Annotated in this window: 26 protein-coding genes, 1 tRNA gene and 1 riboswitch; of the genes, 12 read left to right on the top strand and 15 right to left on the bottom strand. The window is 55.7% G+C overall.

Features of this window, described 5'->3' with window-relative positions; translation table 11 throughout:
* The first annotated feature begins 5 nt into the window (after positions 1–5).
* The gene (locus DS901_RS07690) at positions 6–194 is read left to right on the top strand and encodes a hypothetical protein (protein ID WP_258546676.1); all 189 of its coding nucleotides are present in this window, start codon (positions 6–8) and stop codon (positions 192–194) included.
* Here the strand turns inward: DS901_RS07690 and DS901_RS07685 are convergent.
* The 8 genes from DS901_RS07685 to DS901_RS07650 all read right to left on the bottom strand — a co-directional run bounded on the left by DS901_RS07685 (position 184) and on the right by DS901_RS07650 (position 5,489).
* Entirely contained in the window at positions 184–1,269 is a 1,086-nt protein-coding gene (locus tag DS901_RS07685) for a 2'-deoxycytidine 5'-triphosphate deaminase (protein WP_113776537.1), read from the bottom strand. The two genes, DS901_RS07690 and DS901_RS07685, sit on opposite strands and share 11 nt — an antisense overlap.
* A 62-nt stretch (positions 1,270–1,331) precedes the next feature.
* A tRNA-Pro gene (locus tag DS901_RS07680) sits at positions 1,332–1,408 on the bottom strand.
* Between the two features lie 59 nt (positions 1,409–1,467).
* Entirely contained in the window at positions 1,468–2,037 is a 570-nt protein-coding gene (locus DS901_RS07675) for a MerR family transcriptional regulator (RefSeq protein ID WP_113776343.1), read from the bottom strand.
* Positions 2,038–2,041: 4 nt separating this feature from the next.
* Positions 2,042–2,344, bottom strand: a complete 303-nt coding sequence (ihfA, locus tag DS901_RS07670; RefSeq protein ID WP_113776342.1) for an integration host factor subunit alpha — start codon at positions 2,342–2,344, stop codon at positions 2,042–2,044.
* 97 nt (positions 2,345–2,441) lie between these two features.
* Positions 2,442–3,413, bottom strand: coding sequence for a beta-ketoacyl-ACP synthase III (locus DS901_RS07665; protein ID WP_113776341.1), 972 nt, complete (start codon positions 3,411–3,413; stop codon positions 2,442–2,444).
* Between the two features lie 5 nt (positions 3,414–3,418).
* Positions 3,419–4,540, bottom strand: coding sequence for a phosphate acyltransferase PlsX (plsX, locus tag DS901_RS07660; RefSeq protein WP_113776340.1), 1,122 nt, complete (start codon positions 4,538–4,540; stop codon positions 3,419–3,421).
* 22 nt (positions 4,541–4,562) lie between these two features.
* Positions 4,563–4,769, bottom strand: coding sequence for a 50S ribosomal protein L32 (gene rpmF, locus DS901_RS07655; RefSeq protein ID WP_113776339.1), 207 nt, complete (start codon positions 4,767–4,769; stop codon positions 4,563–4,565).
* A 162-nt stretch (positions 4,770–4,931) separates the two neighbouring features.
* Positions 4,932–5,489, bottom strand: a complete 558-nt coding sequence (locus tag DS901_RS07650) for a YceD family protein (RefSeq protein ID WP_113776338.1) — start codon at positions 5,487–5,489, stop codon at positions 4,932–4,934.
* A 69-nt stretch (positions 5,490–5,558) separates the two neighbouring features.
* On the opposite strand from DS901_RS07650, the gene DS901_RS07645 reads away from it, so the two are divergent.
* The 3 genes from DS901_RS07645 to DS901_RS07635 all read left to right on the top strand — a co-directional run bounded on the left by DS901_RS07645 (position 5,559) and on the right by DS901_RS07635 (position 8,077).
* Positions 5,559–6,032 (top strand): outer membrane protein assembly factor BamE, encoded by a 474-nt coding sequence (locus tag DS901_RS07645; protein WP_113776337.1) that lies wholly within the window; start codon positions 5,559–5,561, stop codon positions 6,030–6,032.
* Between the two features lie 68 nt (positions 6,033–6,100).
* Positions 6,101–6,243: riboswitch (FMN riboswitch) on the top strand.
* A gap of 75 nt (positions 6,244–6,318) precedes the next feature.
* Entirely contained in the window at positions 6,319–7,182 is an 864-nt protein-coding gene (locus tag DS901_RS07640; RefSeq protein ID WP_258546675.1) for a DMT family transporter, read from the top strand.
* 55 nt (positions 7,183–7,237) lie between these two features.
* A complete protein-coding gene (locus tag DS901_RS07635) occupies positions 7,238–8,077 on the top strand; it encodes a hypothetical protein (RefSeq protein WP_113776336.1) in 840 nt (279 codons plus the stop codon).
* Positions 8,078–8,102: 25 nt separating this feature from the next.
* On the opposite strand, the gene msrB is transcribed toward DS901_RS07635, so the two are convergent.
* Positions 8,103–8,495, bottom strand: coding sequence for a peptide-methionine (R)-S-oxide reductase MsrB (gene msrB, locus DS901_RS07630; RefSeq protein ID WP_404932344.1), 393 nt, complete (start codon positions 8,493–8,495; stop codon positions 8,103–8,105).
* Between the two features lie 71 nt (positions 8,496–8,566).
* On the opposite strand from msrB, the gene DS901_RS07625 reads away from it, so the two are divergent.
* A complete protein-coding gene (locus DS901_RS07625) occupies positions 8,567–9,280 on the top strand; it encodes a GNAT family N-acetyltransferase (protein WP_113776334.1) in 714 nt (237 codons plus the stop codon).
* A 30-nt stretch (positions 9,281–9,310) separates the two neighbouring features.
* Entirely contained in the window at positions 9,311–11,119 is a 1,809-nt protein-coding gene (locus DS901_RS07620; protein ID WP_113776333.1) for an ABC-F family ATP-binding cassette domain-containing protein, read from the top strand.
* Between the two features lie 90 nt (positions 11,120–11,209).
* Here DS901_RS07620 and DS901_RS07615 read toward each other — a convergent pair whose 3' ends face one another.
* The gene (locus DS901_RS07615; RefSeq protein ID WP_113776332.1) at positions 11,210–11,773 is read right to left on the bottom strand and encodes an ankyrin repeat domain-containing protein; all 564 of its coding nucleotides are present in this window, start codon (positions 11,771–11,773) and stop codon (positions 11,210–11,212) included.
* Positions 11,774–12,058: 285 nt separating this feature from the next.
* Here DS901_RS07615 and yghX point away from each other — a divergent pair, with 285 nt between their 5' ends.
* On the top strand, positions 12,059–12,946 hold the full coding sequence (gene yghX, locus DS901_RS07610) for a YghX family hydrolase (protein WP_113776331.1): 888 nt from the start codon (positions 12,059–12,061) through the stop codon (positions 12,944–12,946).
* 83 nt (positions 12,947–13,029) lie between these two features.
* Here the strand turns inward: yghX and DS901_RS07605 are convergent, their stop codons facing one another.
* Both DS901_RS07605 and mazG read right to left on the bottom strand, forming a co-directional pair.
* Positions 13,030–14,034 carry a Fe(3+) ABC transporter substrate-binding protein gene (locus tag DS901_RS07605; RefSeq protein WP_113776330.1) on the bottom strand — a complete coding sequence of 335 codons (1,005 nt, stop codon included), beginning with the start codon at positions 14,032–14,034 and terminating at the stop codon, positions 13,030–13,032.
* 69 nt (positions 14,035–14,103) lie between these two features.
* Complete coding sequence (gene mazG, locus DS901_RS07600) at positions 14,104–14,925, bottom strand: nucleoside triphosphate pyrophosphohydrolase (protein WP_113776329.1); 822 nt, start codon at positions 14,923–14,925, stop codon at positions 14,104–14,106.
* A 138-nt stretch (positions 14,926–15,063) separates the two neighbouring features.
* Between mazG and DS901_RS07595 the strand changes: the two genes are divergently transcribed.
* The 5 genes from DS901_RS07595 (at position 15,064) to DS901_RS07575 (ending at position 19,351) form a co-directional block, all read left to right on the top strand.
* Positions 15,064–16,227 carry a M20 aminoacylase family protein gene (locus DS901_RS07595; protein ID WP_113776328.1) on the top strand — a complete coding sequence of 388 codons (1,164 nt, stop codon included), beginning with the start codon at positions 15,064–15,066 and terminating at the stop codon, positions 16,225–16,227.
* Positions 16,228–16,301: 74 nt separating this feature from the next.
* Positions 16,302–16,733: a DUF1499 domain-containing protein gene (locus DS901_RS07590; RefSeq protein ID WP_113776327.1), complete on the top strand. Its 432-nt coding sequence runs from the start codon at positions 16,302–16,304 to the stop codon at positions 16,731–16,733.
* An 18-nt stretch (positions 16,734–16,751) separates the two neighbouring features.
* Complete coding sequence (gene prfA, locus DS901_RS07585; RefSeq protein ID WP_113776326.1) at positions 16,752–17,807, top strand: peptide chain release factor 1; 1,056 nt, start codon at positions 16,752–16,754, stop codon at positions 17,805–17,807.
* On the top strand, positions 17,804–18,583 hold the full coding sequence (gene prmC / locus DS901_RS07580) for a peptide chain release factor N(5)-glutamine methyltransferase (protein WP_113776325.1): 780 nt from the start codon (positions 17,804–17,806) through the stop codon (positions 18,581–18,583). The genes prfA and prmC overlap by 4 nt, the downstream gene beginning before the upstream one ends.
* A gap of 225 nt (positions 18,584–18,808) precedes the next feature.
* Complete coding sequence (locus tag DS901_RS07575; RefSeq protein ID WP_113776324.1) at positions 18,809–19,351, top strand: DUF4167 domain-containing protein; 543 nt, start codon at positions 18,809–18,811, stop codon at positions 19,349–19,351.
* A gap of 31 nt (positions 19,352–19,382) precedes the next feature.
* Here DS901_RS07575 and rsmA read toward each other — a convergent pair whose 3' ends face one another.
* Genes rsmA through DS901_RS07560 form a run of 3 tightly spaced genes read right to left on the bottom strand, consistent with a single transcriptional unit; the run spans position 19,383 to position 22,419 of the window.
* Positions 19,383–20,231 (bottom strand): 16S rRNA (adenine(1518)-N(6)/adenine(1519)-N(6))-dimethyltransferase RsmA, encoded by an 849-nt coding sequence (rsmA, locus tag DS901_RS07570; RefSeq protein WP_113776323.1) that lies wholly within the window; start codon positions 20,229–20,231, stop codon positions 19,383–19,385.
* Positions 20,232–20,233: 2 nt separating this feature from the next.
* A complete protein-coding gene (gene pdxA / locus DS901_RS07565) occupies positions 20,234–21,205 on the bottom strand; it encodes a 4-hydroxythreonine-4-phosphate dehydrogenase PdxA (RefSeq protein WP_113776322.1) in 972 nt (323 codons plus the stop codon).
* On the bottom strand, positions 21,202–22,419 hold the full coding sequence (locus DS901_RS07560) for a peptidylprolyl isomerase (protein ID WP_113776321.1): 1,218 nt from the start codon (positions 22,417–22,419) through the stop codon (positions 21,202–21,204). The genes pdxA and DS901_RS07560 overlap by 4 nt, the downstream gene beginning before the upstream one ends.
* Positions 22,420–22,431 lie beyond the last annotated feature (12 nt).

Raw genomic sequence — 22,431 nt, 5'->3', positions numbered from 1 at the left:
CGCCAATGAATATGAACCGTTTGATCAACATGGGGATGCGGATGCTGATGAATGGCGGCATCAAAATGGCATCTAACCGTGGTAAAAACACCGAAGATATGACGCCGCAAGAGCGCCAATCAGCCCAATCTGCACAACAAAACTTGCAAAGGGCCCGCAAGGGAATGCGGATTATGCGCCGGTTTATGCGTTAGATTTGAAATGCTTAGACAGCTTAAGCCCTTGGCCTTGGTAGTTTGATTTAATCTCGCGCCCATAAAGGGCGTCAGGCATCGCCGCCATATGTTCATAGACCAGTCGCCCCACGACCTGCCCATGCTCAAGCACAAACGGGGCCTCGTGACAGCGGACTTCAAGCACACCGCGCGACCCAGATCCGCCCGCATCTGCATAACCAAAACCGGGGTCAAAAAACCCTGCGTAATGGACCCGAAATTCGCCGACCATTGCCAGATAGGGGGCCATTTCGGCGGCTTGTAGCGGTGGAATGATGATCGATTCGCGGCTCACCAAAATATAGAAAGCACCCGGATCAAGGATGATCCAGCCGTCATTCGTATGCACCGGTTCCCAAAATTCATCGGGGGCATAGTGGTCCAGCTTGGACAGATCAACGACACCCGTATGTGGTTTGGCGCGGTAGCCGACCAAATTTCCGCTGGCGGGGCGTAAATCAACAGAAAACCCCAACCCATCTGAAATCACTGGATCGCCGGAAACAATCGGTGTCTGCGCATGCAGGCGACGCAGATCATCGTCGGACATGATGGTCTTGCCTTGCCTAAAAATGATTTGGTTCAGCATTTGTCCGGGCTGCGCCACCACCGAAAACGAGCGCGGGCAGATTTCAACATAAAGCGGGCCGGTGTACCCGGCAGGTACACGGTCAAATTCAACACCTTGGTCTGTAATAATGCGGGTCAGCAAATCAAGCCGCCCGATGGATGATTTCGCGCTCGCAGCGGCGGTCATCCCTTGGGGCAGCGACAGGCTTTCCATCAATGGGACCACATAAACGCAGCCCTTTTCCAAAACGGCACCGCCGTCCAGATCAATCGCGTGCATTTGAAAATCGGTTAAACGATCTTGGACGCGGCGATTGCTCCCCGCCAAGAACGACGCGCGGACCCGGTAAGCGGTCGATCCGAGCCGCAGATCAAGCGAGGCAGGCTGGATTTGCGCATCGGTGATTGGGGCTGTGGCACTGATGTGTTCAGCCGCAATCAACGCGCGGATTTGGTGATCAGCAAGAACGCCGGGTGTTTGCATCAAAGCCCCCATTTGGATCGCAAAACGCCCGCTGCGTTGTGACGCAAGCGGGCGGTTATGATTGGTCGGGCTAGCAGGACTCGAACCTGCGACCTTCCGTCCCCCAGACGGACGCGCTACCAGGCTGCGCTATAGCCCGACTAGGCGCTTTCATACCCGAAATGGATGTGGGAGCAAGCCCGAAACGCATCGCCATGGCTACTGTTTGTGCATCTGGTTACGCAGGTGTTCAAGACGCGCCAGCAGCGGCGCGATCTGGGCGGCCCGCCCGCTGATCTCCGCCTTATCCGCAAGTCGTGTCCCGACAAGACGACCGGGCAAGTCTGGAAATGCATCAGGTAGCGGAGCGACGTCGATTGTAAAAACAGGCGTCTCTTCGAACGGCAGGCTGTTTTGCCTTGGCGTTGGATCAGTCGCCGGGGCAGCCGTGCTGACGTCCGGCGCTTGAGGAGCAACTTTTTCGGCGACAACGGGTTCAGGGGCCGCGGCCGGGGCCAAGGTTTTGCCCAGTGTCGCAACATGTTTGACACCTTGTTCGCGCAGCAGTTTCTGCGCGCCTTTGATCGTCATCCCATCTTCGTGCAGCAATTGTTTGATGCCGCCCAGCAATTCCATATCTGCGGGACGGTAATACCGGCGACTGCCGGCACCTTTGACCGGTTTGATCTGCGTGAATTTGCTTTCCCAAAAACGCAGCACATGGGTTGGCGTGTCAAGCCATTCAGCGACTTCGCTGATCGTTCGAAATGCGTCTTTGGCTTTGGCCATTGTATTAGGACTTGTTACCTGCGGCTACGCGATCCTTCATCAGGTGCGAAGGGCGGAACGTCAAGACGCGGCGCGGGTGAATAGGGACTTCTTCGCCGGTCTTTGGGTTGCGACCCACACGGGCAGCTTTTTCGCGCACCGCAAATGTTCCAAAAGAAGAAATTTTGACAGATTCGCCAGCGACCAAAGAATCGGACACATGGGTCAGCACGCTTTCGACCAGATCGGCGCTATCGTTGCGCGACAATCCAACTTCGGAGTGGACTGCATCCGCGAGATCCATGCGTGTTAGTGTTTTGTCTACCATTACTCTTCCCCTACCAATTTTTACTAGCATAGGCGCGAGGTAAATTCAGAGTCAATAACAAGGGCTTGGCAAGTCGGGTTAACCCGGTGTTTCTAGGCTACCAGCGCAATACAACTGCGCCCCAAGCCAATCCGCCGCCGATTGCTTCGGTCACGACAAGGTCGCCGGGCTTAATTTTGCCTTCAGACACCCCAATCGAAAGCGCGAGGGGAATCGATGCGGCAGAGGTGTTGCCGTGGTCTTGGACCGTGACCACAACGCGGTCCATACCCACGCCGAGCTTGCGCGCCGTGGATTGGATGATCCGAATATTGGCCTGATGCGGCACGACCCAATCAACGTCCTCAGCGCTGAGCCCGACTTTTTCCAAGGCGGCATCGGCGGTTTGCGCCAATTTTTCGACTGCGTGACGGAAGACTTCTTTGCCTTCCATACGCAAGACGCCCGTGTTTTGTGTCGCGACCCCGCCGTCGACGTAAAGCAGGTCTTTATAGCGGCCATCAGAGTTCAAATCGGTCGCCAAAATTCCACGGTCATCACTGGTGCCATTGCCAGTTTCGGCCGCGAGAATCAGTGCGCCAGCGCCGTCACCAAATAGGACGCACGTTGACCTGTCTGTCCAATCCATGATGCGGCTAAATGTTTCTGCGCCGATCACCAGCACGCGGTCCGCTTGCCCCGCAAGGATCATCGCATTTGCGTTGCTCATGGCATAGACGAACCCGGCACATACCGCCTGAACGTCAAAAGCAAACCCTGTGGTGTTGCCAAGTGCGGATTGCACCATGGTTGCGGCGGAAGGGAAGGTGTTATCTGGGGTCGATGTGGCAACAATGATCGCGTCGATGTCATTGGCATCCATTCCGGCCATTTCTAAGGCGGCTTTGGCCGCATGGGTGGCTAGTTGTGATGTTGTTTCACCTTCGGCTGCGAAATGGCGGCGCTCAATCCCAGAGCGCGAGACGATCCAGTCGTTTGATGTATCAAGGGTCTTTTCAAATTCAGCGTTTGGAACAATGCGTTCAGGCAGATAATGCCCGATACCCTTAACAACTGCGCGACGTGTCATGCGTTTTAGCCTGTTTTGGTGCCTGGTTTTTCGGTGCCAGTGTCATGCGGGACATCTTGGGCAAGTGCCGCGACAGATGCAACCCGTGCTGCCAGCTTTTCCGAAAAGCCGTTTTGTGCCAAGCGGTAAGCAAGGTGAAGCGCGGCTGCAACTCCGGTTGCATCGGCGGATCCATGGCTCTTGATGACGGTCTGGTTTAATCCCAAAAAGACCCCGCCATTCACGCGGCGCGGGTCGATCCGCTTGGTTAACCGTTTGAGCGATCCACGCGCTAACAGCGCGCCTAGCATCGACAAGGGTGTCTTCATCAGGCTTTCGCGCAGCAAATCCCCGATCAGGTTCGCAGTGCCTTCACCGGTTTTAAGCGCGACATTGCCTGTGAACCCGTCTGTCACAACGACATCAACTTTGTCGGTTGGCAGATCGCCGCCTTCAACAAAACCAACATAGTCGAACCCGCCCGAATCTGCGGCTGCGGCAATCATTTCATTGGCGACCTTAAGTTCAGCACGACCTTTGTGGTCTTCGGTGCCGACATTCAGCAACCCAACGCGTGGGCGCATAATATCAAGCCCATTGCGCGCATATGACGCCCCCATCAGCGCGTAGGTCAAAAGATCATCCTGATCCGCGCTAATATCAGCGCCTGCATCCAACATCACGTTGAACCCGGCCGGGTTGCGTGATGGCCAAAGGCAGGCGATGGCAGGGCGGTTCACCCCGTCTGTTTTGCGTAATCTGATTGTTGACATCAACATCAACGCGCCAGTGTTGCCACAGCTGACGCAAACGGATGCTTCACCTGATCGCACCGCTGCGATGGCGGACCACATTGATGTGGTGTCGCCCTTGCGGAACGCGACCTTGGGCTTGTCGGTCATCATAACGACATCTGCCGCGTGGTGAATGGACACACGGTCTGTGATGTTATGCTTGGCAAGCAGGGGGGTCAGCTCTGATTCTGGTCCGTGCGCGATGATACGAGCATCTGGATTTTTGCGTAGAAACTTTGAAAGGCCCGCAACAACAGTTGCAGGCCCTTTATCGCCGCCCATCGCATCGACGGAAAGTACATGTGACGCGTCAGTTGCCGTCGTGGAAGCGGTATCCGTCTGGCTTTGCGTCATGCTACTGTACCTTTGCCGTAGCTTACGCTGCGTCTTCGTCCAGATCGATTTCTGTCGTGTCTGCAATCACTTCGCGTGTCGCATAGTGACCGCAAGATGGGCACACGTGGTGTGGGCGCTTCAGCTCACCACAGTTGTCGCATTCGTTGGGGTTCGCCGCGACAAGTGAGTCGTGCGAGCGCCGGTTGTTGCGGCGTGATTTGGATACTTTATTCTGCTGGACAGCCATGTCTCAACCCTATGATAAGTAGGGCCGACGGCCCTGATTTCGTGCATTCTCGCGGGGTCCTACGCCAATCTGGCCGCCCTGTCGAGAGAGATATAAAGAGGCCGCGAACATACTGTGAAATTAATATGACGCAACCTTTTTTCCGATGTGCGGCTTAGACGCTTATTCTTCCCTTTTTTCAAGGGCTTCTTTTAAAGAACTGAGACCCGCAAACGGTTTTGCGTCTTCGTCGGTCATGGCCGCGGTGCCCGGTTCACTAAAGTTCACCTGTGTCAAAGCAGCATCCGCGCTACGCGGATAGGCGGGCAGGGCTAGCGATAAGGCCTCAATCATCACCTGCGCGACATCAAGCGAGTCGGGCAACAAATCAATGCTGTCATCTTCGGGCATTTCGACCTCTGCGGCATCAATCTCGGCCACTTCGGCCAAGTAACGGCGGCCGATATCTTCATCGATGCGTGCTGTGACCGGATCAAGCGAGACAACGCAAGCCTGCACGACTGTCGCGCCAAGTTTCGCGTTTAATGCCCAGTCGGTCCGGCCTTGTGGGCTCAATTCCCCCGTGAACCGCAGCTTTTTCACGGCGATGACATCTAACATCTGCGCGATCGCTTTACGCTCATCGGCGGTTGGGGTCAGATCGAATGTCGTGGGTTTGCGAGTTGGCAAATCAGCAATACGTAACAGTGATGTCGGCAATTGGGCCAAAGGTGCTTCCATTCTTGATCAGGGGCGGGTGGTGATATAGTGGGGATAAAAGGCATAAGACGCCAAAGCAAGAGGCCAGTCATGAGCAAGACATCAGGTAAATTCCACATCGCTGCACGGATTGCAGGGGTTGTATTGGTTTTGGCGGCCACATCGGCGTGCAGCAAGATCGACAAATTCCACGGATACGCGCCGTCTCCCGAAGATCTGACCGAGGTGACACTGGGCCAGACGACACGCGCTGACGTGATCGCGCGATTTGGGCCACCCATGTCCGAAGGTGTGATCGCCAATAACGCGGTCTACTATGCGTCTAGCCAATTTGTGCATTACGGGGCCTTTGCCCCCAAAGAGGTGGACCGCCAAGTTGTTGCCATTCGGTTTGATGAAAACAACGTCACCCAAGACGTGGCACGCTATACATTGCAAGACGGGCAGGTCGTTTCGCTTGATCGCCGCGTAACGGATGATGGCATCCAAGATATTACCTTTATCGGGCAGATGCTTGGCTCATTGGGGCAGATCGATGCCGGAACTTTCTTGGGCGATAGCTAACACCACGCCAACCGCTTGATCTTTCCGCGTCCCTTGCCTAACTAGCAAGGGCCGCTTGTTTTTGGGCGGCATATTCTCAGGGCGGGGCGCAATTCCCCACCGGCGGTATGTCTTTCGGGACGAGCCCGCGAGCGCAAGGGGTTCCCCTTGGTCAGCAGATCAGGTGCGATGCCTGAGCCGACGGTCATAGTCCGGATGAAAGAGAATAGAGCAAATCAGGTGCATTTTTGCGCCGGGTCTGTCCTGTTTTGCCTTGGGTCATGCGCAAAACGAAAGGATAGATGCAATGATCCAAACGAAAAATATGAACAGCGGTGCCATCATGGGGCCACTTTATTTTGTGACCGCCGGTGCGCTGTTTGCAGGGGCGAATACCGCCGTGCAAGGCGCTGGCATGGGCTTCGGCGTGCCATCGGCGACGATCGCATTTTGGCAATACGCACTGGCCTGCGTGATCGTGATTCCGATGGTTTGGCGGGCGCCGTGGCGCAGTGATCGGCCTTTGGCGCAACTGCTGCGCGTTGGCTTCGCCGCGATTGGTGTGCAGTTCTGGGTCGCCGGGCTAGCCGTTGTGCCAATTTGGCAGGCTGTCGCCCTTATCCTGACCTCACCTTTGTTTGTGACCTTGGGCGCATGGTTGTTCTTGGGTGAACGGATGACCGCGCCACGCGTGTTGGCCGTGCTGGTTGGTGGCGTTGGTGGCGCGATTATTCTGGCCCCTTGGGCGGATGCGTTTGAGGTTGCCGCACTTTTGCCTGTTGGCGCTGCGGCGTTCTGGGCGGCATCATCTGTCGTGACCAAAGACCTTACGAAAACAGAAAACGCGGGCACGCTGACGCTGGCACTCTTGGTGCTTTTGGTGCCGATCAACGGGGTGGCGGCTATCGGCAGCGGGTTCGCCGTCACGCCCGAGGCGCTTTGGCTCGTCGCGCTCTCAGGCCTACTAATCGCCGCCGCACAATACCTGATCGCAAAGGCCTATATGGTCGCCGATGCTGCGTATCTGCAGCCGTTTGACCACCTAAAACTGCCGCTCAACGTTGGGCTCGGGATCATCTTCTTCGGCTTCGCACCACCCGGTATGATGTGGATCGGTGCCGCCGTAATCATCGGTGCCAGCGCATGGGTGATGAAGGATGAAGCGGGCTAAATCTTGAAATGTCAGCAATGCTTACCTATATATCACCTATTAGAAGGAGATATTTATGAGAAGTGAAATTTTGGCGTTAAGCCTAATTTGCATCCCGGCGGTAGGCATTGCTGACACGATCCCAGAAGGGGCCGTGAACACGTATTTCGCACAACAAATCGTGCTTGAAGGTTACGCAGGCTGCGATGGCATTGGACAAATCGCTTTCAAGACAGACTTGTTTGCAGACGACGTCGCGTTGTTCGTTGATGCCCTTGAACGTACTCGTACATCCGCATCAGCACCCGTGGAAGAAGTGTGTTACCGACAAGAAATGCGTGGCACAGACCGAATCCGGATAGAGGTATCGTGTGGCGAGGACTGGCGCGTTTCTACTGGATCGCTCTCGCAAATTCGCATTGATCAATCACTTGAACAAATGCAGCTGTCTGTCCATGCAACGCTTGTTTCATGTATGACGCCAACCAGCTACCAGGTGATGGAAGGGGCATGGCAGGCAACAACTAATAACGGGATGACAACGACAGTCGACGAAGGCGTATTTCAGCCTTGGGATAGTGACGCTGCATGCCCGCAAAAAGCTGGGCCGCGACAAACGAGCGCTTCGATCCGATATGCCGTAGCGGGAACATGGGGAAACCCCGTTGATTATTTCGGGCGCACCGAGCTTTTTGAACATTACGACCAACCCTATAGCCCTGCGTTCTTTCGCCTTGATTTGCGCGATATTCCTCTGAGAGGGGCCGTTCTGGATGATCTTGCTTTAAACGCGGGGGCAAGAATGACATTTATTGTGTCCTCCGAAGAGGAAACATTGTGCCCAGATGGTATATGTTCGATTCCGCAGCCGCGTTACGTTAGGTATTTGCGTGTTAATCCCGCGGTCTGCCGGTAACGACAGGCTTAGTTTGTGAGGGGATCTATGCCGCTTCCTCAAACACAATCGCCACCCCGTTCATACAGTACCGTAGCCCTGTGGGCTGCGGGCCGTCGGGGAAGACGTGGCCGAGGTGGGCGTCGCAGCGCGCGCAGTGGATTTCGGTGCGTTTCATGAAAAACTTGCGGTCCACGCTTTCGCCCACGGCATCGGGTGCGATGGGTTGAAAGAACGATGGCCAGCCCGTGCCGCTTTCAAACTTGGCGTTTTGATCAAACAGCGGCGCATCGCAACAAACGCAGCTAAATGTGCCCGGGTCCTTGGGGAAATTGTCATGTGTGCCCGCGCGTTCGGTCCCGTGTTTGCGGGCGACGCGATAAGCCTCATCGGACAGTTGTTCACGCCACTCGGCATCTGATTTTACAATCTTGTCCATCATTCATAATCCTTTTGCATTCTTAACATCTAACCTAAGCTGTTGCCAAAGGTTCGCCAAGGGATGCCGTAATGACATTTCCGTTTTATAAAGGTCAGCTGACAGCGCGGCTTGCTGCGGGTGCAGCAGATGTGCGCGCCTGTCAGGCGCTGCGCCACCTTAGTTTTCATGGGGCGCAGGGGGTGGACGCGGACCCGCTGGACCCCGAATTTCAACATTTGATGATCCATGACCGCGACGGTGTGCTTTGTGGCACGTTGCGGTTTCGATTGACCGCAACAACCGATGATCTGGCCCAAGGCTATGTTGCGCAATATTACGATTTGTCGGGTTGGCAAGGGCAGGCGGGCCCGTTTCTTGAGATCGGGCGGTTTTGTACGGCTCCGGGAAATATGGATGCGGATCTGCTGCGGATGCTTTGGGGTGCGCTGACCCGGATCGTCGACCAACATGGGGCGCAAATGTTACTTGGTTGCACCAGCTTTGCCGGGACAGATCCGCAGGTATATGGTGCCGCATTTCAACGGCTTATGCGCAATCACCAAGGGCCGCCCGATCTGATCCCATCCATCACCACGGCACAGGCCGTGCGGATGATGGATATCGCGCCAAGTGGCATTGCGCCCGTACCGGCATTGCTCAAATCCTACCTGTCTTTGGGCGGCTGGGTCGGCGATCATGTGGTCGTTGATCCAGAGATGAATACGCTGCATGTGTTCACCTGTCTGCCCGTCAGCGCCATGTCAGTGGCCCGTGTGGCGCGATTGCGTGCGGTTGCCAGTTGACGCAAGCGCCGTCGCGCCGTAGCAGACGCTATGGCTAGAGCACCTTTACTCCAAATTTCCGACATCGCGCTGACATTCGGTGGCGATCCTGTATTCGAAGACCTGTCATTGGTGGTTCAACCCGGTGACCGCGTGGCGCTTGTTGGGCGCAACGGGTCGGGCAAATCCACCTTGATGAAAGTCATGGCCGGATTGGTCGAGGTCGACAGCGGCACGCGCGTGGCATCGCCCGGTGTGCGGGTTGGCTATATGGAACAGGACCCGACCATGGAGGGGTTCGAAACCTTGGGCGAATATGCTTCCAGCGGGCTGGACATAGACGAGGCATATAAGGTCGATATGGTGGCCGAAGGGTTGAAGTTTGACCCGGCCGGCAAAGTGGCCACGGCATCAGGCGGGGAACGCCGCCGTGCAGCATTGGCCAAACTGATGGCTGAAGCACCAGAACTGATGCTGCTGGACGAGCCGACAAACCATCTTGATATCGAAGCGATTGCGTGGCTTGAGAACGAATTAAAAACTACGCGGGCCGCATTTGTTTTGATCAGTCATGATAGGGCGTTTTTGCGTGCGCTGACCCGCGCGACCCTGTGGATCGACCGCGGTGCAGTGCGCCGCGCCGAAGAAGGGTTTGAGAATTTTGAGGCTTGGCGCGACAAAATCTGGGAAGAAGAAGACCAGCAGCGCCACAAGCTGAACCGCAAGATCAAACAAGAGGCCCGTTGGGCCGTTGAGGGCATATCAGCCCGCCGGACCCGCAACCAAGGACGTGTGCGCGCGTTGGCGGATTTGCGTGCCGAAAAGGCTGGCCAGATCAAACGTCAAGGCACCGCGGCGATGGCATTTGATGGCGGCAGCACATCAGGCAAAAAGGTGGTCGAGGCCTTGGGCCTGACTAAATCCTTTGGTGATAAGCAGATCGTGCAAGGGCTTGACCTGACCGTGCAACGCGGTGATCGCATCGCGTTTGTTGGCCCTAATGGTGTCGGAAAAACAACCCTTATCAAGATGTTACTGGGTCAAGTTGAACCGGATGAGGGGTCGGTGAAGCTTGGCACAAACCTTGATATCGCGATCTTTGATCAGACCCGCGCCGCGTTAAACCCCGATATGACGCTATGGGAAAACCTTGCCAATGATCCTGAACTTGGGGTCAGCGGAAAGTCGGACCAGATCATGGTGCGCGGCAATCCCAAACATGTGGTTGGTTATCTCAAAGAATTTCTATTCGACGAGGCCCAAGCGCGTGCGCCCGTGCGGTCGCTGTCGGGTGGCGAAAAGGCGCGACTACTGCTTGCGCGGCTCATGGCGCGCGAAAGCAACCTGTTGATTCTTGATGAGCCGACGAATGATCTGGATATTGAAACGCTTGATCTATTGCAGGACATCTTGGGCGATTATGACGGCACCGTGCTATTGGTCAGCCATGACCGCGACTTTCTTGACCGGGTGGCGACAACGACCATCGCGATGGAAGGCAACGGGCAGGCTGTCGTATATGCGGGCGGCTGGACCGACTACCGCGCGCAACGTGGCGGCGATTTTGTTGAGGCAAAGGTGGCGTCAAAGCCGCTCGCCAAAAAGCAAAAACAAGCCGAAAAGAAGGCCGCATCTGGCCTATCGTTTACCGAAAAACATCGGCTCGAAGAATTGCCGGGCGTGATTGACCAGCTGGGCGCTGAGATTACAAAGCTAGAAGAATTGCTGGCCGATCCAGAGCTTTTCACGAAATTTCCTGCCAAATTCCAAAAAGCAACCGATGCGCTCATTGCGCGTCAGAACGCGCGCTCAGACGCCGAAGAAGAATGGCTGATGCTGGAAGAAAAAGCAGCTGGGTAAACCCGTTTTTAGAGGCTGGTCCTGTTAACTGTCATCCATGAACCTTAGCGCCTAAAGTCTGCTATGCGGACTTTGCTGCCCTTTGATAGGTTAAATCGAACGTCCGCTTCGCGATGCGCCAGCCCTCATGAACAGATCGGTTAACTCATGTGCGCCATTCGACTGCGCAATATCGAGTGCTGTACGACCGGCTTGATCGCGATTTGCAAGTTCTGCACCTGCTTCAATTAATATTTCGGCAATCGGCAAAGAATGTTGAGGTTGCTCGGCAATACTCATAAGCGGTGTAAGCCCTCGTGAATCTGTAGCGTTAACATCCGCCCCATTTGCAATAAGTTTCAGACCAGCGTCTTCATCAATGACACAGTGTAATGGAGTTACACCACTGTTATTGCGGGCCATAACATCTGCACCATGCGATAAAAGAATATCAAGCATATCATCCGCCTCGCACGTATTTAAGAGGTGAATAGGTTGGGTTCCGTCCCGGCGACCGGTCACTGCCAGTATTGGGTCAACTTCAAGCATCTCATTTACAAGGTCAACTTGACCCTCAAATACAGCCTCTTGAAAAAGCAGGACACGTTTTTTACGCGCGATATATACTAAAGCTCTTCCTAGCAAAATGGTCCCTAACAAATCGGCAACGATCAATACCGTTTATAGGTCGTGCATAGCGTTCGCAATCTGCCGATTTTCTCGAACCGGACATTCGCTGCGCTACAGAAATTCGGTAAAGAGGGCTCAGAGCAGCCGTTGGCCGCGTCTGCATCATACAAATCAGTTGGGGTTTTCGGGGGATAAGTTCCCGTGGCTGCGAACGCCGTCACGCTCGCAACCCTAGATATTAATCACGTTTCGTTTATCTCGGATGAAGGCATATGATATTGTCGCTCATTTCAACTATGGTTTGCCATATCTATAAACCGAGGGAATGACATGACACGTTTAACTGCAAAAGACTTCGATCCTAAGTTGCTGGAATTGTATGATTTTTATGCGCATGGGATGATCACAAAGCGCCAGTTTTTAGAAGGTGCGACAAAGTTTGCAGTCGCGGGCATGACCGCCACGACGATTCTGGGCCTGATGGCGCCAAATTATGCGTTGGCTGAACAAGTGTCATTCAATGACCCTGAAATTGAACCGGAATACATCACCTACCCATCGCCCAATGGCCACGGCGAAGTGCGGGGCTATTTGGTGCGCCCCGCTGGCGTTGAAGGCAAATTGCCAGCCGTAGTGGTGGTACATGAAAACCGCGGGTTGAATCCATATATCGAAGACGTCGCACGCCGTTTGGCAAAGGCGGGTTTCATGGCGATTGCGCCTGATGGTTTGTCGTCGGTTGGCGGCTATCCGGGCAATGACGCCGAAGGGCGCGATCTGCAACAAACCGTCGACAGCACAAAGCTGATGAATGATTTCTTTGCCGCAATCGAATTCATGATGGCCCATGAGGGATCAACTGGGAATGTTGGGATCACGGGGTTCTGTTACGGTGGCGGTGTCGCGAATGCGGCTGCAGTTGCGTACCCAGAACTGAAGGCGGCGGTGCCCTATTATGGCCGTCAACCTGCGGCCGAAGATGTCCCGCAAATTCAAGCACCACTGCTGTTGCACTACGGTGGGTTGGATGCGCGTGTGAACGAAGGTTGGCCTGCGTATGAGGAAGCGTTGAAGGCGAATGATAAGGCCTATGAGGCATTCATCTATGAAAATGCGAACCACGGTTTCCACAACGACAGCACGCCGCGCTACGACGAAGAAATGGCGACCCTGTCATGGGATCGCACGATTGCGCATTTCAGAACGCATCTGGCGTAAAACGCCGCTTTTTGTGGCCAAAGCAAAAGCGCCCCGCCAGATTGGCGGGGCGCATTGCGTTTCAACGGAAGTGTATAATCCGCTTAGCCGTCGAAGTTGACTTCTTCCATGATCCGCAGTGCTGCGGGGCGGTGCGCGGCTAATTCTTCTAAAGCAACAGCGTCTGGTTCAAAGCTGCCCCAGCTTGCGACCAAATCGGAAAGTGCGGCGCTTTCGAGCACCGGGTATTCATGGTTCAGCTCGGCGTAGATGGCCTGTGCTTCGGGCGATACAAGGTATTCCATCAACTGTAAGGCTTCGTCGTGGTTGGGTGCGGCTTTGGTCATCGCGATCCCCGAAATATTGACATGCGTGCCGCCGTCTTCAAAGGTTGGGAACACGATCCGTACAGAATTCGCCCATTCTGTCTGCTCTGGGTCGGCGAGCATTTGGCCCATGTAATAGGTGTTGCCAAGGCTGATGTCGCATTCGCCTGCCCAGATTGCCTTGACCTGCGCGCGGTCATTACCTTCGGGTTTGCGCGCAAGGTTATTATGCACGCCAGCGGCCCACTCTGTCGCGCCGTCTTCACCCTGATGGGCGATGACGGCAGAAACCAGCGCGAGGTTATAGTTGTGGACGCCAGAGCGTGTGCAAATACGGCCTTCCCAGTTATCAGAGGCCAGGTCTTCGTAAGTGGTCACTTCATCTTTGGCGACGCGATCACGTGAGGCATAGATGATACGCGCACGTGTTGTCAGGCCGAACCAAAGATTATCGCTGCTGCGCAGGCTTTCGGGTACAGCAGCGGTCAACACGTCGCTTTCGACAGGCTGAATCACGCCTGCCTCAACGATTTGCATCAGGTTGGCGATATCGACAGTCATCACCAGATCGGCGGGCGACCGGGCGCCTTCGGCCTTGAGCCGCTCAACCACACCATCGCTGACGTAGGCAAGGTTCACGTGAATACCTGTGGCATCGGTAAACGCATCCATGACGGGTTGGATCAATTCGGGCTGGCGCGTTGTATAGATATTAACGTCTGCAAGGGCCGGGGTCGCGATTGCGGCGCATGCTGTTGTCAAAAGTGCGGTGCGTAGGGTCATATTCGGTGCTCCATTTATGATTGGCGCACATTAATCTGACTATTTTACTCAGGTCAAGTCATGACCGCCTTACTCCGGCGTTTTCTCACGTGTTTTGACAGCATCCCAAAGCGCGTCCATCTCAGCAAGGTCGCTTTGCTGCGGTGTCTTGCCAATCGCGCTGAGCGCATCTTCGATCCCCTCGAACCGTCTTGTAAACTTGGCATTAGCGCTACGCAGCGCAGTTTCTGGGTCCACCCCCAAATGCCGCCCAAGGTTCGCCATCACGAACATCAGATCACCGTACTCTTCTTCAACTTCAGTTTGGGTCAAAACATCGCGGGCCTCGACCAGTTCGGCGGCTTCTTCTTGCAGTTTGTCGATCACTTGTGCCGTTTCTGGCCAATCAAATCCCACGCGCGCGGCGCGTTTTTGCAGCTTTACGGCGCGGGTCAGTGCGGGCAGCCCGGTTGCCACCCCGTCCAAAGTGCGGGTCTGGGCTTTGCCCGCGCGCTCTGCGGCCTTAATCTTTTCCCAATCGGCAGTTTGCTGGTCTGCGGATTTATCACGCGATTCATCGCCAAAGACATGCGGGTGACGGGCAACCATTTTATCCGCAACTGATTTTACGACCGTTTCAAAATTAAACAGCCCAGCCTCGCTGCCCATTTGCGTGTGGTAAACGGTTTGCAACAAAAGATCGCCCAATTCGCCTTCTAGGTCGGGCCAATTCTTGCGGGCAATCGCATCAGCGACCTCGTATGATTCTTCGATTGTATAGGGGGCGATGCTGTCAAAATCCTGTTCAATATCCCACGGGCATCCGGTGTTTGGGTCACGCAGGCGACGCATGATTTCTAATAGGCGCGGCAATCCGCCGTTTGGATCATAGATGAGGAGGTCGTCGGACATTTGGGTGGCCTTTGTTGTTTGCACAAAGATTAGCCAACAGCGCGCCCCGCGCCAAGACCGTCATTGCAGGGGCTTGACAGTTGCGCGGAATTGGCAGCTTTTCGGAAGTATTATTTGTATTTTAGAAAGCCACCTTAGATGCCCATTATTAACCGTATTGCTGACTATGCCGAAGACATGAAGACATGGCGTCGTCACTTGCACGCGCATCCAGAATTGCAGTTTGATTGCCACGAAACGGCCGGTTTTGTTGTCGAACGCCTGCGCGAATTTGGCGTGACTGACATTCACGAAGGGATTGCAACATCGGGGTTGGTCGCGATCATTGAAGGCAATGCACCGGGGCCGACGATTGGGTTGCGCGCGGATATGGATGCCCTGCCAATGGACGAGCTGACCGGGTTGGAACACGCTTCAACAGTGCCCGGGAAAATGCACGCCTGTGGTCACGATGGCCACACGACCATGCTACTGGGTGCGGCAAAGTATTTGGCGGAAACGCGCAATTTTGCAGGCCGCGTCGCGCTTATTTTTCAGCCCGCCGAAGAGGCCGGCGGCGGGGGCGATGTGATGGTGCGCGAAGGAATGCTTGAACGCTTCGACATCGCGCAGGTCTATGCGTTGCATAATACGCCTGGGTTGCCAGTGGGGGCATTTTCGGCGACGCCGGGGCCGGTTCTGGCCGCTGTCGACGAATTCCGCGTGGTTATCACGGGTACGGGCGGGCACGCCGCAACCCCGCATGAAACCAATGATCCGCTGGTGGCTGCCGTGGCGATTTACGGGGCGGTGCAAACTATCGTGAGCCGCAATCATTTTACGCAAGACGATCTGGTTGTCTCTGTTACGCAACTCCATTCGGGTTCAGCGAATAATATTATCCCTGAAACCGCCGAAATCAGCGGCACCGTGCGCACGTTCAACCGCGAAGTGCAGGCACTGGTGATGAAACGGCTTAAAGAGATCGTCGCGGGGCAGGCGGCCGCCTTTGGTGTGAAGGCAGATTTGACCTATGAGGTCGGCTACCCTGCGACAATTAATGATCCTGAACGCACGGCATTCGCTGCTGAGGTGGCGCGCGAAGTGTCCGCCGAGGTTGACGATAACGGCAGCCGTGAAATGGCGGCAGAGGATTTCGCCTATTTGCTCGAAAAGCGTCCCGGCGCATATTTGTTTATCGGCAATGGTGATACGGCGGGATTGCACCATCCAGAATTTGATTTTGATGATGATGCAGCGCCTGTGGGGGCCTCTTATTTCGCGCGATTGATTGAGCGGGCTTTGCCGCTTGGGGGCGGGTAGAGGACAGCTGTTTTGCGCTTTTCACGACCGAGCCACCAAAATTCGTCCTCTCAAGTTTGTGGAGTAACACGCTGATGCGCATCGTCTTATTATTTTTGGTTATTCTCATCGGTCTGATGGGGTATGTGCGGCTTGCGCCGACCCGACTGGACGCGCGCCACAAGGCTGCGGTGCCGACCGAAGTCGGCGATCTGCAAAGCACAGGTGGGTTTCAAGCGGCGCGCAAAATCATCGCGCCAACTGTCGATGTCTTGCAGGCGGTCGAACAGCGCGCCCTTGCCACGCTGCGTACCCGCGTGATTGCGGGCAGCGTCGAAGATGGGACAATCACCTTTGAGACGCGCTCTGCGCTTTGGGGATTTCCAGACTATACGACGGCGTCGGTGCAGGGTGATTTGTTGGTTATAGCAGGGCATCTGCGGTTCGGTAGATCGGACATGGGTGTAAATAAAACCCGTATCTTGGGGTGGATCACCACGCTTGCCCCCTTGACCGAGCCGCTTTGATCCGCCAATCCGGGTGCCATGATAGCATCCGATAAAATTGAACAAATCATCGACCGTTTTCAGTTCCTAGAGGCCAAGATGGCCGATGGCTCTGCCGGGAATGAAATTGCGGTCTTGGGCCGAGAATATGCGGAACTGCGGCCCGTAGTCGAAACCGTGACTGCCTATAAAGACTTGGTCGCGCAGATTGCAGATGCAGAAGCCATGCTGGCGGATCCCGAGATGAAGGAGCTGGCCGAGGCCGAATTGCCTGACCTAAGAGCGGCGCTTGAAGCCTCTGAGCACGGTGTGCAGCTTGCACTTTTGCCAAAAGATGCCGCCGATGGACGCCCCGCGTTGGTCGAAATTCGTCCCGGTACCGGTGGTGATGAGGCATCGCTTTTCGCGGCTGATTTGCTGCGTATGTACCAACGCTATTCCGAAGGGCAGGGCTGGAAGTTTGAAATTCTTGAAATGTCGGAAACAGAGCTTGGTGGCATCAAAGAGGTTGTCGCGCGGGTTGCGGGCGATGGTGTCTTTGCAAAGCTGAAATATGAAAGCGGCGTACATCGGGTGCAGCGCGTGCCCGAAACCGAAAGTGGCGGGCGGATTCACACATCTGCCGCGACTGTTGCGGTGTTGCCTGAGGCCGAAGATGTCGACGTGCAAATTAACCCCGGTGATCTACGCATTGATACGATGCGCGCGTCTGGATCAGGCGGCCAGCACGTGAACACCACCGATTCTGCTGTCCGTATTTTGCACATCCCCACAGGAATCATCGTCGTCAGCGCTGAAAAGTCACAACACCGGAACCGCGAAATCGCGATGCAGGTGTTGAAGACCCGATTGTTTGACCTAGAACGCCAACGCGTGGATGGCGAACGCTCTGCGGACCGCAAAGCGCAGGTGGGGTCAGGCGATCGCTCGGAACGGATACGCACCTATAATTTCCCGCAAGGGCGGATGACCGATCACCGTATTAACCTGACGCTTTATTCGCTGAACCAAGTGATGCAAGGCGATCTTGAGGAAACGATTCTGGCGCTTCAGGCCGATGCCCAAGCGACGCTTCTTGCGGAAATGGGCGCGTGATTTCAGACGATTTGCTGCAACGTGGCGCCGCGCTTTTGGCGGAGGCGGGCATTTCTGACCCGCAACGCGAAGCACGGTTGCTGTGGCGGAACGGCGGCGAAACCGGTGATTTTCTTGCGATGGTCGCGCGGCGCGCGCAACGTGTTCCGATGTCACAGATTTTGGGCTACCGCGATTTCTATGCGCATCGGTTTATCGTGACAGAGGCCGTTTTGGACCCGCGGCCAGACACAGAAACCCTGATTACCTGCGCGCTCGAAACTGCATTTACTCGGGTGTTGGATCTGGGAACCGGGTCGGGCTGTATTCTTTTGTCTTTGCTGGCCGCGCGCGTCGATGCGCAAGGGGTGGGGGCCGATCTTTCAGACGCTGCTTTAGAGGTTGCGCAGCAAAACTGTGCCGCTCTAGAAATTGGTGCGCGCGCGGATTTCATGCAGTCAGATTGGTTCGCACAGATCAGTGGGACATTCGATCTGATCGTGAGCAATCCGCCCTATATCGCGCGGTCCGAAATGGAGGGGCTCCAACCCGAAGTGCGGCTATATGAACCGCGTATGGCGCTCACCGATGAGGCTGATGGGCTGAGCGCCTACCGCATCATATGTGGTGGTGCACCCGCGCATCTGGCGCCGGGTGGGCGGTTGATCGTCGAAATCGGACCGACCCAAGCGAATGCTGTCGCTGCAATGATTGTTGATACAGGGTTGATCGACGTGCAGGTGCATCAAGATTTTGACGGGCGCGACCGAGTTGTCGCAGCGCAAATGCCAAATTAGCCGCATAAATCCGCAGCTTTGGCGTAAAAAACGTAAGCTTTGCACAAATTTTACTTGTCTTGAACCACATCACATGTTTATTCAAAGACATCGGACGGTAAGAGGGCCAAATTGGATCTCCCCCCGATAAGTCGCCAATACATCGCAAGGCCAATTTTTTTTAAGACGTGCAAGACAGCGCGATGCGGCCAGCGCAACGACAGCCAAAGGCTTGAAAGCAAATCAATGAGATCATCGAAGTCCCGGTCACGGAACAAAAACCGTAATAATAACCGCCCGTCTGGCGGCAACATTATCAACCGCGTGTTTGATAGCTCTGGTCCGGATGGAAAAGTGCGCGGAACGCCGCAACAGATCATTGAAAAATATAACCAGCTTCATCGTGACGCGCAGCTATCTGGCGACCGTGTAAACGCTGAAAACTTTGCGCAACACGCAGAGCATTACACACGTATGTTGGCCGAAGCGCAGCGCGAAGTTGATCAACGCCGCGAAGAGCAAGAAGCCCAAAACCGCGAACGCCAGGCCGAACGCGACCGCGAACGTCAAGAGCGGATCAAAGCACAAGAAGCTGCAAGTACGGAACAGCCTGCAGCAGCGGGGCTCGAAGAGCAGCCTGATATCGAAGCTGCCGATACTCCGGACCATGGGCTCGTTGAAACGCCCGAAGAAAAACCAAAACCGCGCGCCCGCAAACCCCGCGCCCCGCGCAAGCCTAAGGCCGAGGCGCGCCCAAGCGACGATAATGCGCCAGAGGCCGCAGAATAATCAAATCGCCCTCCGATTTTCGGGGGGCCTTTTATGTGGGATTGTCCGCGACCTGTCGGGCAAGGGCACAAAACGCCTCAAGTCCGACCTGTTCGCCGCGTTCTGTGGGCTTGATCCCGACAGCGGCCAAATGCGTTTCAATATCAGGGCTGACGGATTTCAACGCAGAGCGGAGCATCTTGCGTCGCTGGTTGAACGCGGCTGCGACGACCTTGTTCAGGACGGCAGGATCAGCCGGATAGCGTGGCGCAGGCAGTGCAGTCAGATGCACGACAGCGGAATTTACTTTGGGTGGCGGGCTAAAGGCCTCGGGTGGGAGATCAAGCACGATACGCGGGTCGCTACGCCATTGCGCAAGTAGGGCAAGGCGACCGTAAGCCTTGTTACCCGGCTGAGCGACGATACGTTGGGCAACTTCGCGCTGGAACATCAACGTCAGGCTTTCCCAAAATGGGGGCCAAGCCGGTGGCGTCAGCCAGCGCACAAGCAATTCAGTCCCGACATTATAAGGCAGGTTTGCCGCGATTTTGATTGGCGCGGTCAGATGTTCGAGCGGGTTCACATCAAGCGCATCCCCATTGATCACCTGCAATTGTCCGGGGTACGCAGCTTCAATCTCGGCCAGCGCAGGCATACAGCGGGGGTCTTTTTCTATCGCCAAAACACGGCGCGCCCCTTCGGCCAATAGGCCGCGTGTCAGACCACCCGGACCGGGACCGATTTCGAGCACATCCGCCGCAGAAACATCGCCCGCAAGCCGCGCGATTTTGGCGGTGAGATTAAGGTCGAGCAAAAAGTTCTGCCCCAAAGACTTCTTTGCGGCCAATTCATGGGTGGCGATCACGTCGCGCAGCGGTGGAAGATTGTCGATGGTGCTCATGTCTAAATTTGTTCTCGGCTGTCTGCCATCGTTGCAGCCATTTTAATGGCTGCAATCATCGATGTCGGATCTGCAACGCCTTGCCCCGCGATGTCAAAGGCGGTGCCGTGGTCAGGAGACGTGCGAATAAACGGTAGCCCCAACGTCACATTCACTCCACCTGAAAAATCAAGCGTTTTAATCGGGATCAGAGCTTGGTCATGATACATGCAAACGGCGACATCGTATTTTGCGCGTGCGCCCGCATGAAACATCGTATCAGCGGGAAGGGGGCCGGTCACATCCATACCTTGCGCGCGCAATGCCGTTAGCACGGGCGCGATCATGTCGATCTCTTCCTGTCCCATTTTGCCATCTTCGCCTGCATGCGGGTTCAGCCCAGCCACAGCGATGCGTGGCACCGCGATCCCGAAATCACGGCGCAGTGCGGCATGGGTGATCAGCAATGTATCTGTCAGCAAACTTGCAGTCAGTTGCGTGGCCACAGCATTCAAAGGGATGTGAATTGTCGTCGGCACAACGCGCAGCGCGTCACAGGCGAGCATCATCACAACTTGATCGGTGTCCGCTAACGCAGCCAAATATTCGGTGTGACCGGGATAAGGAAAGTCAGCCCCGTTGATTAGCGCGGCTTTGTTTATTGGCGCAGTGCAAAGCGCGCGTGTCATACCGCTACGGGTCAATGCCACACCTGTTGCGATGGCGTCAATCACACCTTGGGCATGGGCGGGGTTGGCAACGCCCGCGGTGGCCATTGGTCCAAAATCCTGTGCAAGCACGGGTAGGGCATTTGGGCTAAGTGACGCGGCTTCAGCCGCGTCTGTGACGGTTTGGTAAGGGGTGCCTGCAGGCAGGTGCGCCGGGTCGCCGATCCAAAGTAGTGGTATCTGGTCTCGCAACTGATCCCATGCAGCTGCCGCGATTTCGGGGCCGATGCCCGCCGGTTCGCCACAGCTGATCGCGATCGGTTTCATCGTGACGTGATCACTGCCGATGCCCGCAGATCCGCAACCAATGCATCCGCCAATCCAGCGAGCCTTTGGCTTGTCAGTTGATTGCGCACGGCGGCTGGATCGATGGTGTCGCTGCCAGCCTGATTGCGAGCACACATCATCAAGAATACCAATGTTTCGCCATTGTCGCGGGTCAGATTGTACGACACTTCACCTGGATCAAGCCGGGCGAGCTCAAGCGCGACATCACTTGAAATCTCGGATGGGGCGACGACAAGGCGGTCAAGCACTTCGGCAGGCTGGTTACGCGCTATCCCATAAAGATCGTCGCAGGTGTCGACGCTATTTTTCACATCGGCCGCCGTGTTCCGGGCTGCGTCCGATTGGCCACCGGGAATGTAGTAGGCGGCGTAGTCGATGCTAACCGGGGCTTGTAGGGCGCGCGGGGCTTCGCGCATGCCACGTTTTTGAAACAGCGCAATCGCATTCGGGATTTCGATAGGCTCGGTCACTTCACCGGGGGCAAGATCAAGCAAGATTTGTTGTAGCTGGGGCGGGTAGTTTGAAATCGGCAGCCAGCCCAGACGCCCGCCGTTTTCACGTGACGGGAGCGCAGAGACTTGGCGCGCGGCGGCTTCAAATTCGGCATAAGAGCGCATTTGCGAAATCTCGCGCGCGGCTTGTGCGGCTTGGACCTGCCGATCTGGCGGTGGCGCGATGATAATTTCGGAAAGCAAGACCTCAATCTGGGTGGGTTGGGTGCCTTGGGCCTGCAACGCGCGTTCAATGTCGGCATCTGTGATTGTGACTTCGCGGCTATAGCGGGCGCGCACATAGTCGCGCCAAGCAACGCCGACCGCAACAAAATCACGAAGCGTTTCGACATCGACATTGTTTTGTGCCAAGACATTTGTGAACTGCGGCAATGTCATATTGGCGCGCGCGGCAAAATCATTCAGCGCGGTTTCAAGTGACGCGGGGTCCAGCTGTAGCCCAACGCGGTCCATTTCTTGCTGCTTCAGCCGATCTTCGATCAGCCCTTCACGGGCGACCTCATTCAAATCGCCGGGCGTGCGGAACAGTTCCAAAAGCCGCATCCGTTGGTTCAACTCGTAGCGGGTCACGACTTTATCGTTGACGGTGATTACCGGGGTCAATTGCCCCTGTGCCAGTGCTGCGCTGCTGCTTGTCAGTGCCCAAGCCAGAATAACGGCGAAATAGGTAAATAGGCGCATCGGTGTCCTCGT

The organism is Loktanella sp. D2R18 (assembly GCF_003318235.1).
GTDB lineage: Bacteria > Pseudomonadota > Alphaproteobacteria > Rhodobacterales > Rhodobacteraceae > Yoonia.
Note: the sequence above shows the minus strand (reverse complement) of the source record. Positions and strands in the feature narration are given on the sequence as shown.

Excerpts from the sequence above, each read along its gene's own strand:
- DS901_RS07690 (WP_258546676.1), top strand. The coding sequence starts at position 6 with ATGAATATGAACCGTTTGATCAACATGGGGATGCGGATGCTGATGAAT.
- DS901_RS07685 (WP_113776537.1), bottom strand. The coding sequence starts at position 1,269 with ATGCAAACACCCGGCGTTCTTGCTGATCACCAAATCCGCGCGTTGATT.
- DS901_RS07675 (WP_113776343.1), bottom strand. The coding sequence starts at position 2,037 with ATGGCCAAAGCCAAAGACGCATTTCGAACGATCAGCGAAGTCGCTGAA.
- ihfA (WP_113776342.1), bottom strand. The coding sequence starts at position 2,344 with ATGGTAGACAAAACACTAACACGCATGGATCTCGCGGATGCAGTCCAC.
- DS901_RS07665 (WP_113776341.1), bottom strand. The coding sequence starts at position 3,413 with ATGACACGTCGCGCAGTTGTTAAGGGTATCGGGCATTATCTGCCTGAA.
- plsX (WP_113776340.1), bottom strand. The coding sequence starts at position 4,540 with ATGACGCAAAGCCAGACGGATACCGCTTCCACGACGGCAACTGACGCG.
- rpmF (WP_113776339.1), bottom strand. The coding sequence starts at position 4,769 with ATGGCTGTCCAGCAGAATAAAGTATCCAAATCACGCCGCAACAACCGG.
- DS901_RS07650 (WP_113776338.1), bottom strand. The coding sequence starts at position 5,489 with ATGGAAGCACCTTTGGCCCAATTGCCGACATCACTGTTACGTATTGCT.
- DS901_RS07645 (WP_113776337.1), top strand. The coding sequence starts at position 5,559 with ATGAGCAAGACATCAGGTAAATTCCACATCGCTGCACGGATTGCAGGG.
- DS901_RS07640 (WP_258546675.1), top strand. The coding sequence starts at position 6,319 with ATGATCCAAACGAAAAATATGAACAGCGGTGCCATCATGGGGCCACTT.
- DS901_RS07635 (WP_113776336.1), top strand. The coding sequence starts at position 7,238 with ATGAGAAGTGAAATTTTGGCGTTAAGCCTAATTTGCATCCCGGCGGTA.
- msrB (WP_404932344.1), bottom strand. The coding sequence starts at position 8,495 with ATGGACAAGATTGTAAAATCAGATGCCGAGTGGCGTGAACAACTGTCC.
- DS901_RS07625 (WP_113776334.1), top strand. The coding sequence starts at position 8,567 with ATGACATTTCCGTTTTATAAAGGTCAGCTGACAGCGCGGCTTGCTGCG.
- DS901_RS07620 (WP_113776333.1), top strand. The coding sequence starts at position 9,311 with ATGGCTAGAGCACCTTTACTCCAAATTTCCGACATCGCGCTGACATTC.
- yghX (WP_113776331.1), top strand. The coding sequence starts at position 12,059 with ATGACACGTTTAACTGCAAAAGACTTCGATCCTAAGTTGCTGGAATTG.
- DS901_RS07605 (WP_113776330.1), bottom strand. The coding sequence starts at position 14,034 with ATGACCCTACGCACCGCACTTTTGACAACAGCATGCGCCGCAATCGCG.
- mazG (WP_113776329.1), bottom strand. The coding sequence starts at position 14,925 with ATGTCCGACGACCTCCTCATCTATGATCCAAACGGCGGATTGCCGCGC.
- DS901_RS07595 (WP_113776328.1), top strand. The coding sequence starts at position 15,064 with ATGCCCATTATTAACCGTATTGCTGACTATGCCGAAGACATGAAGACA.
- DS901_RS07590 (WP_113776327.1), top strand. The coding sequence starts at position 16,302 with ATGCGCATCGTCTTATTATTTTTGGTTATTCTCATCGGTCTGATGGGG.
- prfA (WP_113776326.1), top strand. The coding sequence starts at position 16,752 with ATGATAGCATCCGATAAAATTGAACAAATCATCGACCGTTTTCAGTTC.
- DS901_RS07575 (WP_113776324.1), top strand. The coding sequence starts at position 18,809 with ATGAGATCATCGAAGTCCCGGTCACGGAACAAAAACCGTAATAATAAC.
- rsmA (WP_113776323.1), bottom strand. The coding sequence starts at position 20,231 with ATGAGCACCATCGACAATCTTCCACCGCTGCGCGACGTGATCGCCACC.
- pdxA (WP_113776322.1), bottom strand. The coding sequence starts at position 21,205 with ATGAAACCGATCGCGATCAGCTGTGGCGAACCGGCGGGCATCGGCCCC.
- DS901_RS07560 (WP_113776321.1), bottom strand. The coding sequence starts at position 22,419 with ATGCGCCTATTTACCTATTTCGCCGTTATTCTGGCTTGGGCACTGACA.